We start from the raw sequence: 15,175 nt of genomic DNA on the forward strand, positions 1-15,175 counted from the left end.
CGCTGATGCGGTGGACGCTAGAAGGTACTCCCAGCTATATTGGCAATCGGGTCGCACGCTCCGGACGGTCATAACGGAGCAGCGAGGAGAACCAGGCGCAAAGGGGATAGTTGCAAGCCCACAATTTCGGCGAAGCGACATGGCCGTCTTGCTGCCGACAATGCCATGAGAGAGTCTGCGATGCGTCCAATGCCGACGCTGCTTACCGACGAGCCGTCAAACGTTGACGAGTTGGGCGGTGCACATGCGAAGATTGCAAACACCATAACCACCGTAATTCGGACATCTCCCGGCGGGCAGACGATACGGCTCGACGGCACTTGGGGGGCGGGGAAGTCGACGGTCATAAAGATGGTCGCCGAGTACTTCGACAACGTCCAGCCAGCGATGGTAGACGAGGCAGAATCCGGCCCGACTGATGTCGCTGTATTTCAATACGACGCATGGGTGCATGTCGGAGACCCGCTTCGCCGCGCGTTTCTCTCCGCACTTGTTGGAAAGCTTGCCGATAAGGGCTGGCTAGGAGAGCCCAATGGGCAGGCAAGCGTATCCCTTTGGAAAACCAGGCTGGATGGGTTGAGTCGACGGCTAAAAACGACATCGCGGAAAACGACGCCGTTCTTTTCCACCACGGCAAAAGTTCTCTTGTCAGCGCTTGCAGCACTGGGAATCGCTGCGCCGCTGATGTCCGAACTTGAAAAGCGTCTTGTACGCGACCTCCACACAGCCCCGCTATTCGCTTCAATAGTAGCCGTGGGAGTCATGGCTTTCGCGCTGATTCACCTGCTCTCTAATGAGGCGATGGGCGTCATAGTCAGGCGTAACTCGGATGAGGAAACGGTTGAGGTCCGAGACGAACCTGAGCCGACGTCTATCGAGTTCCAGGACGCATTCAGCGAACTGATGAGAGCCGTTCTCTTACACGATGCTCGCCGGTTGGTCATCGTTGTGGATAACCTGGACCGCATCGACTCAGCAGACACAAAAGCAGTGTGGGCGCTGCTGCGTTCTTTCCTAGACAATCCGCAGTTCAAGTCGCGAGACTGGTTTAGTCGTTTGTGGGTCATCGTGCCCGTGGTGGACGAACGCCGAGTGCTACAGTCATCGGTGCCGGGCTTATCCCAAACCGTGGATGCGCAAGCCGGATGGCCCTCATTTCTTGAAAAGGTCTTTCAGCTTCGCTTCACGCTGCCACCACCAATGCTTCACTCGTGGAAGAGCTACTTCAGCACCAAGCTGTGTGCGGCATTTGGTGAAGACCTGCTTGGCGACTACGACGAGATTTTACGGCTATATGAAGATAGAGAACTGCGCCCAAATGGAAATGTGACACCGCGCGGAATCGTGTCGTTCATAAACGAACTCGTGGTACTCAAGTTGGAATGGGGCGACAAAGTCGCACTTTCTACATTGGCGGCCTACATTCTCTCGGCGAACGGCTTCATAAGCGAGGGTTGCTCCCCCCCCAAAGCGGTGAGTCGCATCCTGCATGATGACTCCCTGGTCGACACGTTTTCGATGTTGCACCATCGCGCCGCAAGCAGGGAGGAAACATCCTACATCTCAGTCCGGCCTCGGCTCGAGGCTGCGATGGACAGTGCAGATAGTGAAACCATACGTAGGCTCTTTAAAGAAAGCCCCGCGTTCGGGTACGTTCTCGATGCATACATTCGCCAAGACATTGCAGGTCTCGACGGACAGCAGCCACGCCTTCTGCAAGCAGTGAGAGCCCTACGACCGTTTATAGTCGAGCAGGACCTCATATCACCGGGTACTGCGTCTCACTTCCGCCGCGTGGCGCTGGAGACAATGGGCGCGACCAAGAACTTGCAGCTCTTCAATGTGAATCTGGCGCCGGGATTGCAGGCGTTACTCGACATATCAGTTTCGCGCGACAACGCGACTGCACTGATTGTTGATATGCTGAGAAATATCGACCGGTCAGCGGCGGACCAGGCGGGCGCCTTGGATAAGCAAATCTCCGATGGCTGGACAACATGGATATCTGTGCTCCAAGGCGTGCTGTCACTCCAGTCGGTGCGCGAAGCTATGATGGTCGAAGGGTTCGAGCGAATCGTGCTGCCAATTGGTGCGCAACTTTGGGCGCGCGTGTGTGTCGAGTTACCCAGAACTGTGCGCACGTCAGTATTAAATTCGTGCACGTGCAGAGGTGGCGAGGACGCGCAGCTTGCGTGGCTTACCCAGAGATTCATTTTTGATGGCCCCGGGCCTGAGGAGATAGCGCTACTCGAGCATGCTATAGAAGCTGGTCATACCCGTTTCATTGACGTCGTTGCAGAGGCTGTTGTTAGCGAGCGCGTCAAGGGTATCAAGGTAGAGTTCCGGAGCAGCACAGACCCTCTTCTCCCTTCTCTGATTGCTCTGTTTAGGCTCGGTAGGGAGCGTTTGAAACCGTATCTTCAAAGCTTGTCTAAGAGCGGAATTCTATACAGGGAGCTTGGCGTATCTCGCGCCCCAAACAACTGGAGGGTAGCCGCTCTTATCTATCTGATTATCTTCTCGACTGATGCTGCGTTCGAGGTCCAGGCTACTGACTCAGAGGCAATACAAGGCCTACAGATTGTTCGCTCTATGGCGGAAGGAAAAATTGGCCTGAATTCCGAACAGGCCAAAGTGTATGCGGAGGTCCTTGTGGACCTCGAGGTCTTCGAGGTAGTGCGGCTGATTGCGAATCGGTGGGGCAGCAAGGGGCTGGCGAGCTTTATAGTGCTCGCGCTGGCGGAAAACGAGCGGTTCCTTCAGTTCGTTCAAGCGCGTGGCGACTTTAAGACCAATTTGATAGCTTTTGCAAGCGAGTTCCTTTTTGACCTGACGTTGCGTGAGCAGTTTGTTGCTGCGGCGCGGCAGGCAGAAGCAGTGGCGGGCCCGAATGCATCGTTTGACGAGCGGCGCAGCTTGAGCGAGCGGTTGCAGGAAACGCAAATTCCAACGTGAAACGCGAGTCAGCGCGTTGCTTCCGAAACTGAAGTTGTTCAGACGAGGCTGCGGAGCATCGCTTAACGGAAATCTTGGAATGGAACAATAACGGATGGTAAGCGAGACATCGGGACCAGTTCTTTGGCCTACGAGGAAGGAAGAATCGAGGCACAATTTCGCTTGGCGGCTGTTCCGCGTTCGAGATGAAAAGCGAGACCGACATCACATGCTTTTGGTCGGCGTGCAGGAATCCGGGGACGCCGGGCGTGAGCAAATCGACCTTGTCGCATTTCGTGTCGATACCGACCGATTTGGTGATTCGAACGCTCGAGAGGAAGTATGCGAGATGTCAGCGCATCGTTCGTTCGGAGTGACGCTAACCAATGGCTTCGTCGTCGTCGAGCAGGAATCCCTGCGAAGCCTGAATATTGGAAGCCTCTGCTTTAACGAAATTGTGAAATGGGCACGCCGTGTTGCACCCGACGACTCGGTAATGCCTATTCAGTTGCTTGCGAGCCATGTGGGTGCGTATGGAAGGAGCAACCTCGAACGTCGCCATCGGTTCTACCGGCAGTTTGGCCTCGTGTTCGAGTTTGAGAATGGGGAAGCGCACCCGCTGGCGAGCGGCGAGTCAAAGGAGCTCAAGGGACGCGAACTTGTTAGTCATTCGATGACCAAGTTTTCGAACATCGTGGAAATTGACTTATTGCCCGTGCTCCAGTGTCTGGCGATGAAGCAAGAAGAGCTGGAGGATGAGGTACGTGGCCTGAAACTCGGCGTCGCCAGATTGCTTGATGAGCGGCATCGACGCAGCGAGGTGGTCGCGCGCGTGGCGAGAGTGCTTCGGTGGCCGGTCATCTGTATCGCATTTGCAGTCGGAGCGATTCTCGCGCGTCCGGGACACTTCGGGTTCCCTCTTTAAACCTTCTCGGGCGCCACAATCATAGGCCCGTGGTGTCCCCCGAGACCAGATGGGGATGATTCATAGCAAACAGAATGATTGGAAATCGTGAAATGGCAGATTCCGTAAACACTTTGGAACGGCAAAATTGCTGGATTGCCATGTCCGATGTCTTCGTCGACAACGAAATCGATTACCGCGATGTCGCCGTGTCGCTCATGCGGAATTGTCCCAACATGTCGCTACCTCTGCTGCGAGAGGCCTTCTTCGAGGAAGTGGCACCGGCACTCGCATCGAATGGCATGACGCCGGCGCCTGAGGTGTGGACCGGCTTTGACAGCGATAAGGTCGTGGAAAAAATAAGCGAGATGCTAGTGCGTCGACACCGTTCCTGGGTCTATCGCGCGGGCAACTGCCTGTGGTGTCTTATTTGTAGATGGCTGTGTAGCGAGATGTGGCAGAAGCTGGAGAGTGAGTTGCGCTCGGTCCGCCATTCGTGACGGCGAGGTGGGGCGAACCATCGGATGCGGGATTTCGCCACCATCGGCGGCGGCTTTCCAACCTAGAACCCCACTGGTGTCTAGTCCACTGCAAAATGACCTTGCGCCAGAGGGGCTAGGATTTGGGACCACGAATCTTCCATACCATTCAGTATCCCTTCCGAATACGCAAACCTCTCTCCTTGGCGTCTTCTTCAAGACGCTGCCACCCTGTGCTCGTCGTTTAGTACTCTGCCTCATTGAGCACTGAGGATGCCATATGTGTTCGATGGACTCAATATCGGGCGAGTGTCGCCTACTCCGGAGCGGTCGGGAGAACCTTGTTTCTGCTTCGAGGAATGCGGTCCGCGTGCGGTTCGGCATATTGGCTAACGAGAATCACGGCCTCTTGTTGCGATTATACAACGCTAGCCGAAAAATATTTCGGACTTTCAACTGCGCCCTTTGCTGCGACGAAAAATTTCGAATAAGACGGTCCTGTTATCAATTAAACCATCGGCCTTTTTCGCTTAATTTAAGGGCGTTCGCAAAAATATATGTCAGTTGGTGATACTGAATGTCGCGTTATCAATCTGGATTGATAACGCCGGCGCGGGCCTTTTCAATTCTTTTTTGTGGCATCTGACGCCAAGCTTCAGGCGTTAGGCCGTGTTGCGCATCCTGAGAAAGTCCGCCTAATATCCGTATCGCCTGACAAACAGCGATGTCTTGGTGCTCGAATAAATCTTCGGGTGGTCGCACCAGCTAAAGCAGAGAGCGCGATATGTCGAGTCGACGAAACTCAAGCTTGCTGAATGAGCCGTTCGGGTTTCGAATATAGGAGAGTTCGTTGGTGGATACGTCGTATGCTGAAAATCAGCTGTTGGAAAAAATTCCAGAAGTCCCCGACCGCGCGTCGGCTTTCACGAAGCTGTTGACGGTGCCCGAGGACCGGGGGAGTGACTTCTTCACTTGGTCCTACACAATGCGACGCGAGTGGTTGGAGCGGAACAACGAAATTTTTATCCCCAACGACCAGCACATTGACGCGCTGCAAGATATCGTTAGCCTTACTCGCCACTGTTTGCACCGACGTAACCCCGCGAATCCGCAAGTTCAAAGACATCTCATGCGTGTGTCAACGCTACGAGAGGAAGATTGGCGCAGCAATAGAGCAGCATCAATACTGATGCGCACCAGTCCGTCGGGTGGTGGCACCTATGGTCGGACGGTCATTGGCCCCACCGGGGCCGGAAAAACGAGTTTCGGAGACCGAGTACAGGCCGCATACGGCGGAGAGAGGGCTATCGAGCTCGACTATCTCGGAGGCCACCGGGGAGCTTGGAAGCTGTTGCCGATGTTGAAAGTCGAAGTTAAGCGAAAAGACGGATTGAAAGCCCTTTTCGAGAGCATCCTCGAGAGGGGAGACAATTTACTCGATAAAGACTACGGCCTATCCTCCCGTCTTACCGGTACTCCGCTGTGGCGGCTAATCTCGCAAACGTATCGGATGGCGACAAATCATTTCTTAGGCCTTCTTATCGTTGATGACCTGCAGCGGCTGAAGGAGTTCGATGACCACACCGAGGACGTACTTCAACAGTTGACAGCGTTTATGCAGGCTTGCGGGGTGCCTGTTGTATCGATGGGGACGTATAAGCTGACCAAGCTATTTGCCGCTCATCAGCAAGAAGGAGCTAAGCTGATGGCGCAGGGGATATCGCGAATCGACGCCTTACCTAACGACGCCAGCTGGCATCGGCTATGCAAGATTTTCTGGAGGTATCGCATCAGTCATAGGGACCTGGAGCTGATGCCGCCGTGGTTTCCCGATGCATGTCATTTTTGGACTCAGGGAATTCCAAGGATGATGGCGCTGCTTACCAGCCACCTCTTCAAGCGCATGGCAAAGGACGAGGACTCTAACCTGTCCCGCACTTTCGAAAACCAGCGCCCCGAGACGATTGACGAGACATACCTTGCTGTCAGCGGGCAGGAGGCGCTGGAGCAATATCAGGACGGGCTTAATGTCTTGAGGTTGCGCGCGGTCGGCACGCGAATCGACAGCGCGACAGCGGAGAAGTGGGAACATCTTCTCCCTCCACAAGCACATGAGGCCGTCAAGCCCGCCACGCCCCAGAAAAAGAAATCGCAGCCAGCTAGCAGTGATGACTCTCCGACTGCTCCGAAAGAACCCTCGGCCAATTGTGCTGATGGGGGTACTAGCGAGCGAAAGCCCGGCAAAAAGCCCAAAGCAACAGCGCGAAAGAGCTCCAAAAAGCCGGCCGATTTGGCAGAGACGATAGCAACGGCCAAGGACCCCCTGGAGGCTGCTGCAAAGCTCGGCGTGCTGGGAGATTTTCAACTGTGACCTATATCCTCTATCCCCCGCCATTCCCGGACGAAACAATTGGTAGCGTCGTACGAAGGAGCGCCATCGTTTCGCCTCGTCAATGCGAACGTAGGTTTCGCCGCGTTGTTCTCGGGCAGCCCTGGCGTGGGAATGACGAGAAACTTATCAGCCCGATGTTGTCGTTCTACAGAGTACTCGGCCGTGACTTCATGTCGATGCGGGATTGGCTCGAACACCACTCCTTCTTTGCCTACTACTCTATTGGGTTGGATGTCGCCGGACGACGAGAACTGCTGCGCCGCGTCCTCTACGGATGTAAGGGGCCTCTCTATCCCGTACGGGAGCCGAACAGCCTCTGGCCAGTGCCCAGAGTGGTCAGAGGCTGCCCCGAATGCGACCTCGAATCAGAGTTGAGGGACGGCATCCTATACGTGCGCCGCGCTCACATTTCGCCATTTGTCACCCGCTGTCCGTGGCATGGAGCTTTTCTACTCGACCCATCGCGAGACGAAGCGGTAACCGCAGCGGTAGGCGTGCGGTGGAGCGCAAGCAATGAGGGAGCGCGACTGTCCAACGCACGGCGCTACGCCGAGGCTTCAACAAACGCAATTCAACGCGGCGTTACAGAGGCGGCTGCCTTCGATGTTTGCGAAGTGCGGATGCGAGAACTTGGGTACCTGGCGCGGGACAATGTACGCCTGCAGCGACTCTCTGTCGACGTCTGCAACTACTACTCGGCCGGATTCGAGGACCTGGCCATGTCCTCGCTTGTTAGCACCCCACAAGCGGTGGCGAAATGGCTCGGGAGAGCGTTCGGACGGCGAAGAAGCATCCACCCTGCATTGGCGATTCTCCTGGAGGGGTTCATCGAACAAGCAGAGCCCTTGGCACAGGTGAGAAAGAACGGAGCCCCAAGGCGTGCTCCCCAAATCACTGATGCGCAATACAGCGATGCCCTTAACGTGAATCCGTCGTTCTGTAAGGCCGCCAATGCGCTCGGCGTCAGTGTTGCAACGGTGTCTGCTGCAGCCGCTCGGCTCGGGTTATCAGAGCGCTTACGCAAGAAGACAAATGACCTCATCGACGACGAACTGCTCGCTGAACTTCGTAACGCACGTCCCATCGCGGAACTCGTGACGTCCTCCGGTCGGTCGCAGGCATACATCTACAGGCTGCTCCGGAAGAACCCTGATGTTGTTACTGAGCGGAACAGCAAACTGGAGAGTGCGATACGTAACAGGCACCGTGACCGTTGGCAATCGCACTGCGCAGAGCATCCGGGCATTTCTCCCACGCAACTGCGCCGAACTTGCCAGAAATCCTGGACATGGCTGTACCGCAATGACAGAGACTGGTTGAAAGCAAGTAGGCCGAAAACTGCGCCGGCGGCAGTGGTGAAAATTCGGCGAGCGGACCGAGAACAACTTGAAAGAGCAATGACTGCCGCTACGTCAATCTTTGAATATTTGCTTCGCGAACGCGGGCGCCCGCGTCAAGTCACGCGTGCAAGAGTCGCCTTGCTCGCGGGGCTAACGGACCAATCACTTCGCAACGTCAACGGAATGCTGAATCGCCGGGGGGAACCAATCGGTGAGGAGCGCGCTGACTTCGCCAAAAGACGGCTGGCATGGACTCGACAGGAACTGCCGCCCAATCAAAGGATTGTCGTCTGGCGACTGGTTCGAAAGGCGTCACTGCGCAAGGCGTCAATCGACCGACTGCTCGGCGGCTCATCTAAGGCAACCAAGGACACAGGACTATGACGCGCTTGTTCTGGGGGCCGATTCTGGACGACGAATCAATCGTCGGCTACATCATGCGGATTGCACTCCTGAATGGACTTCCATTTTATAAGGTTGCTAACGAGTTGCTGGCGTGGCATGGTGCAGGAGCAATTGCGCCGGCTAAGAAGGCGGTTATGCTATGCCCGCCGCTTTGGCTCCCCTATGGCCTCGATTCACTCGCGGCGGCGACCGCGCCGATGTTCGAGTCCGCAATCGAGCCAATATCAGGCCACACCCTGTTTCCTGTGGTCGCACCGTTCCTGGAGTCGTCACGCCAGCCCAAGGTGCTAAAGGCGCTTGCAGGACCGCGCGAAGAAGTCGGGCCGTACCTAACCACGCGGATTGTGGCCACGGCGGAAAATGTTCGGATGATGTGGTGTCCGGCGTGCGGCGAAGAGGACGATGCCAGAGTTGGATTTCGATATTGGCGTCGCTTTCACCAGTTGCCAAACTTGACATACTGTCCCGTGCATCGAGTTGCGTTGCAATCGGTCTGTGGCGAATGCGAGTTCTCGGTACGTTCGCCACACCATCAATTCCTTCCCGGCAATTGCTGCCCGTGTGGGCACCCCGCAAAAAGTGCGTTGGACTCCGAGTGCAAAAACGTATCGGAAAGATTCGCTCCGAAGCTGGCGACGACGTTGCTGGAATTGACTCGAGCACCGCTCGCAGCAGACATCTGCTACGAGGACATATCGCTCGCATATCGAACGCGGGCAGCTGAGCTTGAACTCTGCAACCACGGAGTGGTTGTCACCGAGCGCCTGCACGAACTGCTGCAATCTCACGACGCGCAGGAATTGTCGTCTGAGCGGGCATCGCAGTATGGGAGCACTTGGCTGGTACGAGCCCTAGAGTCTAAGAAGCCAGTAGCAACGACCTACCGCAATTTGGTCATGGCCACTCTTCTGTTCGATGACATCGACCATCTTCGTACCGCCATCGCCTCGGTGCGACGTAATCGCAAGGGGCGCTGCGGCGGTGTAAGTGAAGGCAGGGTAAAGAGCCGGGCTAGCCGAAATAACGTCGAGCGCGCCAAAGAGTTACTGAATGAGTACCTACAACGAAATCCCACCGGCACGAGAACCGAATTCACACGGCTATACGAGCGTTATGCTCGAGCCTTGAAACTGTTCGCTCGGGAATGGTACGAGGAACAAATACCGAAACTCTCACGCGACATGAGCGCAGCACACCTCGCCAATTCGACGCGGTTGGGAACCCGCGTGAAGGCACGCGACAGAGAGGTCGCAGCCCTTATCGAGCTGCGGCTCAAGTCATGCCAACAGAATGTGTCTAGGAAGCGGCGGATTACGTATGGAGGGCTTCTGTCAGGTATCCCCGACCGTGAGGCGATACGTCGAGGAGGCGAGACAGCATATCCCCTCACTTACGCGCTACTGAAGCCGTACGCGAAACATGAGCAGGTGTCGAGCAAAGGCGGCGCGACTACAGTGAAATGATGAAGAACCAAGTCAAGAGTGACGATAACCTACGGAGCGCGAATGGGCGACGCAGCAAGAATCTTTGAGGCAAGCGAAATTTATCGAACGTCTCCAACGTTTGAACACAGTGGAATCCAGAGAATCCTGTGCCCGGACATGCCCTGTTACGACGAGCGAAATATACCATTGGGGCGGATGTATCGACCATTTATTGAGGCGAAGGACACGACCCTCGGCGTGGGCTTTTCCGTGCCAGGCGTGAAGACTGGTCGTACCCACGAATATTTATCGCTGTTGGAGCGGAAGCTGCATTTTCTTCTTGAATTGAGGCCTGAAGTCGTCGACCTTAGAGAGCAATATCCTCTCTACGATATCGATAAAATTAGGTCAATTCTCGCCAACAATCCAAAACCACTGCGCACTTCGGTGATGACCATCGACGTTCTTGTGACCGAGACGAGGTCCGGGTGGAGAGAGCATCGCCATACCGGCCTATCGCTCAAATACAGCAGCGAACTGACAAAGAAGACTACGTGGCGACGATTGATTCGGGAGAAGGAGTTTTGCCTGAAGCAAGGATGGGGATGGTCGCTTGTTACTGAGCAACACATCCACGAGATGAAGTGGCGCATGTCTCGCCGTATCTGGCGGTGGATGAAAGATTCAGACGGAGGAACTCTCGCGGACGACGCGGCAAGGATTGCCTCCATTCTGAATACGGACAACCTCCGCTCGTCCACTGCGGACACGCGGCTGTCGGCTGCTGCCGCAAAAATGGGAAGCGACCTTAACCATGCATATCGCTTGTTGGGTGTTGCGGCAGTTCTTGGTTACGTGAGTGTTGATACTACGCAGCACCTCGGTCCGCGATGGCCGCTAGCGATTGCAGAGGGTACGGCATGACACTGACCGTCGGCACACTGTTGAAAGAAAAACTGCCCGGCGGTGGCGTGCGGTACCACAGAGTCACTCGAATCGTAGCAGCGGCTGACGACGTGTTTTTGTTCGAGGCGTCCGAGAAACCTAAGGATTCGACAGGAAAGCCGGTAAGATTCGGGCTTCGTTGGCTCGAGGGTCAAATGAGCGGCGGACGTCGAAAGCGATTTTGTGTCGTCAAAGACCACATTCGGCTTGCGACCATGAAACTTCGGGACGACCAGCTCAGTGATGAAGTCAAGGCGAGCCGGGATGCACGTTGGAAACTGATAAGGCCATTTTTCGGACCGTGGTGCGACGAGAAAGGCGTCAGGCAACCGGGTCGCGAGTCGGAGTTGTACGAAAGGAAAACATTCGCTAACGTCGTGCGAGAGATTGCCGGGAAAGGCAATTTGAGCGAGACAGCAGCGAGAAAGTTATTCGCACATGTTTGGAACTTCGGCTGCGACCAAAGCGCGTGCATCTCCCTCCATGAGAGATGCGGGGCTCCGGGAAAAGACCGTATCGGCATGGGGTTTAAGGTCGGGCGAAGGAGCAGTCTTGAACTGCGGAGAGACTTTATCGGGCGGCCCTCGCAATTCGATGACATCCGCATTTTCGAAGTCGCATTGACCGAGTACTGGGCAACCAGAGGACTATCGCTTAACGAGACGTACCGCCGTATGAAGCAGGACCTGTACGTCGTAAGCAACGGGATGCGCGATACCGACGGGAATCTGCTCAAATTCCCGGTCGATGGTAGGCTGGTTCCTACCATACATCAGTTCACACATCGGGCGTCGGAAATCATAGAGCGCTTGGATTTGCTCGCAATTCGCCTTGGTCAAAAGGCGATGCGAGAGCTGTACGGTGACCGCGTTGGTCATTCATCGGACCTTGCTGACAACGGTCTTGATGTGTTTGACCTCGACGGGACGCTCCACCAAATGCACCTTTTAGGAGGATGGGACGGATGGACCCACGTCAATAACCCGACGGTTATGCTGGCAGTTGACAGGGAAAGTCATGCAATTGTGGGATTCTACGATGGTCTTACACATGAGAACTGGGATGCATACCGTTTGTGTCTGTTCAGTGCGTTCACCCCTAAGAAGGAGCTGCTTGAAGAGCTCGGTCTGCCCCCTGATGCTTGGCCGCTTCATGGACGTTGTGCAGCCGCATATTTTGACAGAGGGCCGGCGATATCGGACGCGGCGAAACAGGCACTTTGCGATGAATTGAAAATTGAGCGTGCGCTTGCGCGCCCCAACACGCCAACCGACAAGGGATTGGTAGAGTCGATTTTGAAAAGGGTTCAGGAGCTCATGGCGGAACATCAAGGCTCCGTGTCAACGAGCAAGGACATACGAAATCGGGAGCAACGGAGAACGCTCAAGAAGCAAGCGCTCCATACGCCGAGGGAGTTCCGGTATTTTCTCGTATTAGCCATTATCGAGCACAATACGCAAACCACGCTTCCCCAAAGAATGTTGACCGACGACATGAAACGTGACGGATGTGTTCATACGCCCCAATCGGTATTCACTTGGTATTGCGATGAGCGCCGGGGAGACCATGCAATGGCGATGTCTGATGAGGAGATTTATATTAAGCTCCTTCCTCGAAAGGAAAAGACTGTGCGTCCGAATGGCATTCAAATCGAAAGCGTCTCCTACAGTAGTCAGGCGTTGCGAGAGTTTCGATATGGATATCGGAGTCGCGCTGGACTTAAAGCTAAAAATCCGACAGTTGTTGTATTGCAGGACCCCATCCGTCCGGGTGTGATTTATTGGGCTCGCGAAGATGGAAGTCTCGAACCTCTTTATCCATCGCGCGGCTCTGCGCATCTGTTGCAGAACCAAACGTGGCTGGACGTCCACAACGGTCGGCTCGACTATCTCGCGGAAGCACAAGAGCGAGACAACCAACGCCCTGTCGTGCGACGCGCTGGAAGACTTAAAGCGAAGCAGCAGGACTTGCTGTACCGTTACACGGGGATGAAGCGGCCGGTCTCGAGGCCTCCGCGTCCAGGAGAAGTATCGATGGCTCGTGCATTCGAGCAACAGGTCGCTGCGGCCGCTATGCGCGAACGGACGTCCGGGTTTCTTCCCGACAGTCCGATTCATCCTTTGGCACCTACATCGCCCGATGGGTCTGCCGACAGACCCATCAAACCTGAGGGCAATCTGGAGCGTTCGCAGAGTGGCTCCGACGAGTTGGACAGTCTATTGTCGAAGCTGCTAGGTGGGCCGTGAGGCCCAACGGTAGTGGGCATATATGTGAAGGCTCGATTCGCGTTATGTATGTGAATGTCGCCCAAGCGAGGATGCAATGAACCGCGAGGGCGAAAAGCCCTCTCTGACCTACGTCACCGATGCTCTCGGGCAAGATAGTTGGGCATGTACTTGGTTGCGGCGCTACGCAGTTCGGTATTCAACGTTCCCTTAAGGCGCTAGGGGTAGCCGTTGACCGTCTGGACACGGAATGACGGGTTCTGCTCCGAACCATGTTTCGAGGCGCTAAACCTTTTCAATGTAACGCCCAGTTCGCGTGTGGTGGCGCGTAGTACGCAGAGTCGCTGTCGGTTGTTGGTCGAGGAGGCCCTTGCCGAAGCAATGATGCTCACGGGAGGGCGGCGAAATCACCACGTCCTGGGCGGCGGCCGTATCGCTCACAGCCATCCCAGCCGCCATGGCGGCGTTCCGAGGAAGCCCTTCCTTTTGCCGGAGCTTTGCGAGGGACGTGTTTGTCGTCACGATTGAAGTGCGATTGCAGTCCAGGCAGAAGTAGTGCTGCAAGCCATGCGCACGTCCGTTCTTGACTACCGAAAGACGGCCGCAGTGACGGCGGCGTGTTGGGCCATGCGCCGGTTCCAAGTTCCGATGACTCGTCCACACAACCACCGGTGTTCGATGGCTTGTGCGAGCGCGTTGAACTGGCCGACCATCAGGCTTCTCATCCCGCGCATGAAGTGGTGAGAGCGGCCGACTAGCGTGGCTGCCCCCGTGTGGGCACAGCATGGACGAAATCAACGCGTCAGGCGGACAGAGCCGCATCACCGTATGCAAGCCTGTCCCGTGCGGAAAGCCAACAAGGGAACTACAGGCGATTGCTGGTCCACCTGTGCTTCGATTGCTTTGTGGGGGCGGTAAGCGCCGCGAAAATTGCGATTCCTATTTCACCGTCGTGTTCTCGTTTCCCCACCGTCACGTAGCATCATTTGCACGGGGCGATGAGGTGTTTGCTAGCACGGGAGCTGTACGGCGGATGTGAACAATTTCCAGGCGTGATGGGGCTACCAGCCGATTTTTTGCGATTTCGATACATACAAATTTGCGATATCTATTGCTCCATCCCATATTGTTCCGACCTGACGCCGCCTACACCGCACTCGCCCTTAATCGTGGAGAGAACCGGCGTCCAAGCGCGGGACACGCATGCCCTCCCCGAAAACCGATCAGCATCACCGCCCCGCACAAGAAAACCCTACTTCGACAACCGCAGCTTCTTCGACAACACAACCCCACTCGACGGACTCACCAGCGAGATCGAATCGAGATCCATATGCAACCTGGAGATCCGGGTCGTAATGTCCGTCGGCTCATCGATGCTCGGATCGACATGCTCGATTTGTTCGGTCAGATAAGGCCGAACCAGGCGCCCGGAAAAAACGAGCGCGAAGTCACCATGCGCCTGCGCGTACACAGCAGGCGAAATCCGCATGCGGCCACGAACCGTGGTCTTTTTGCCTTGCCCGGACTCGAGTTCGATGATGTCGATCTGCTGGATGTACCCTTTTGCCTTCGCTTCGGGGGCAATCACGAGTCCACGCCCACGTGGCCCCGTCGTGACCTTCCGGAGCAGGATGCCTGTCCGGTCTTCGTGCTCCGCGTCGAACAGGTCGACGTCCAGCGTCAACAGGTGCCGCTGTGACCGGTACCTCAGCCCGTACCGCACCGGCACCACGAACGTCACGACACGATCCAGGTCGAGGGCCGCCAGGTCGGGATTCGGGCCATGCCGATCGGTAGCGTCGGAGACCAGGCCACGAACCCGGTCGCTCAAGGAAGGCGGGGCGGCGCTGACGTGCAGCTTCTTCAGGGCATCCCGAATGACAACCGGGTCATCGCCGACAATCGGTCGTGCGGGTGACGTGTCGTGACTGGCAACAGGCGCGATGCGCGTCGTGCCGACGCCAGCCTCCGCCTCGGCACGCGCCGCGACGGGCGCCAGCATCATCGTCAGGGCGACAGCGCACACGAAGCTCGAACGACCCAACCTGGATTTCCGGTAAAACACGACGCGCTCCTGATTTTCTTGCAGATCGATCAACGACGAGCACTATAGGGCGGAATGATCGG

The 15,175-nt window shown here is 56.1% G+C and carries 10 protein-coding genes; 8 read left to right on the top strand and 2 right to left on the bottom strand.

Annotated elements, in window-relative coordinates; all coding sequences use genetic code 11:
• Positions 1-189: 189 nt before the first annotated feature.
• The 8 genes from U5771_RS13160 to U5771_RS13195 all read left to right on the top strand — a co-directional run bounded on the left by U5771_RS13160 (position 190) and on the right by U5771_RS13195 (position 13,069).
• The gene (locus tag U5771_RS13160) at positions 190-2,955 is read left to right on the top strand and encodes a P-loop NTPase fold protein (RefSeq protein ID WP_322024382.1); all 2,766 of its coding nucleotides are present in this window, start codon (positions 190-192) and stop codon (positions 2,953-2,955) included.
• Positions 2,956-3,163: 208 nt separating this feature from the next.
• On the top strand, positions 3,164-3,859 hold the full coding sequence (locus tag U5771_RS13165; protein ID WP_322024383.1) for a hypothetical protein: 696 nt from the start codon (positions 3,164-3,166) through the stop codon (positions 3,857-3,859).
• 92 nt (positions 3,860-3,951) lie between these two features.
• Positions 3,952-4,338 (top strand): hypothetical protein, encoded by a 387-nt coding sequence (locus U5771_RS13170; protein ID WP_322024384.1) that lies wholly within the window; start codon positions 3,952-3,954, stop codon positions 4,336-4,338.
• 832 nt (positions 4,339-5,170) lie between these two features.
• Complete coding sequence (locus U5771_RS13175; protein WP_322024385.1) at positions 5,171-6,688, top strand: AAA family ATPase; 1,518 nt, start codon at positions 5,171-5,173, stop codon at positions 6,686-6,688.
• Positions 6,685-8,433 carry a TnsD family Tn7-like transposition protein gene (locus U5771_RS13180; protein WP_322024386.1) on the top strand — a complete coding sequence of 583 codons (1,749 nt, stop codon included), beginning with the start codon at positions 6,685-6,687 and terminating at the stop codon, positions 8,431-8,433. Before U5771_RS13175 ends, U5771_RS13180 begins: the two co-directional genes overlap by 4 nt.
• Complete coding sequence (locus U5771_RS13185; protein WP_322024387.1) at positions 8,430-9,917, top strand: TniQ family protein; 1,488 nt, start codon at positions 8,430-8,432, stop codon at positions 9,915-9,917. The genes U5771_RS13180 and U5771_RS13185 overlap by 4 nt, the downstream gene beginning before the upstream one ends.
• A gap of 42 nt (positions 9,918-9,959) precedes the next feature.
• Positions 9,960-10,802, top strand: coding sequence for a TnsA endonuclease N-terminal domain-containing protein (locus U5771_RS13190; RefSeq protein ID WP_322024388.1), 843 nt, complete (start codon positions 9,960-9,962; stop codon positions 10,800-10,802).
• Positions 10,799-13,069, top strand: coding sequence for a hypothetical protein (locus U5771_RS13195; RefSeq protein ID WP_322024389.1), 2,271 nt, complete (start codon positions 10,799-10,801; stop codon positions 13,067-13,069). Before U5771_RS13190 ends, U5771_RS13195 begins: the two co-directional genes overlap by 4 nt.
• Positions 13,070-13,333: 264 nt before the next feature.
• Here the strand turns inward: U5771_RS13195 and U5771_RS35585 are convergent, their stop codons facing one another.
• Positions 13,334-13,870, bottom strand: coding sequence for a transposase-like zinc-binding domain-containing protein (locus tag U5771_RS35585; protein WP_415859404.1), 537 nt, complete (start codon positions 13,868-13,870; stop codon positions 13,334-13,336).
• Positions 13,871-14,300: 430 nt separating this feature from the next.
• Positions 14,301-15,113 carry a hypothetical protein gene (locus U5771_RS13200; protein WP_322024408.1) on the bottom strand — a complete coding sequence of 271 codons (813 nt, stop codon included), beginning with the start codon at positions 15,111-15,113 and terminating at the stop codon, positions 14,301-14,303.
• Positions 15,114-15,175: the final 62 nt, after the last annotated feature.

The sequence above is a fragment of the Burkholderia sp. BCC1977 genome (assembly GCF_905339595.1).
GTDB lineage: Bacteria > Pseudomonadota > Gammaproteobacteria > Burkholderiales > Burkholderiaceae > Burkholderia.

What these genes read in the sequence shown, in the direction of transcription:
- U5771_RS13170 (WP_322024384.1), top strand. Translation starts at nt 3,952, where the DNA reads ATGGCAGATTCCGTAAACACTTTGGAACGGCAAAATTGCTGGATTGCC.
- U5771_RS13185 (WP_322024387.1), top strand. Translation starts at nt 8,430, where the DNA reads ATGACGCGCTTGTTCTGGGGGCCGATTCTGGACGACGAATCAATCGTC.
- U5771_RS13195 (WP_322024389.1), top strand. Translation starts at nt 10,799, where the DNA reads ATGACACTGACCGTCGGCACACTGTTGAAAGAAAAACTGCCCGGCGGT.
- U5771_RS13165 (WP_322024383.1), top strand. Translation starts at nt 3,164, where the DNA reads ATGCTTTTGGTCGGCGTGCAGGAATCCGGGGACGCCGGGCGTGAGCAA.
- U5771_RS13160 (WP_322024382.1), top strand. Translation starts at nt 190, where the DNA reads ATGCCGACGCTGCTTACCGACGAGCCGTCAAACGTTGACGAGTTGGGC.
- U5771_RS13190 (WP_322024388.1), top strand. Translation starts at nt 9,960, where the DNA reads ATGGGCGACGCAGCAAGAATCTTTGAGGCAAGCGAAATTTATCGAACG.
- U5771_RS35585 (WP_415859404.1), bottom strand. Translation starts at nt 13,870, where the DNA reads ATGCGGCTCTGTCCGCCTGACGCGTTGATTTCGTCCATGCTGTGCCCA.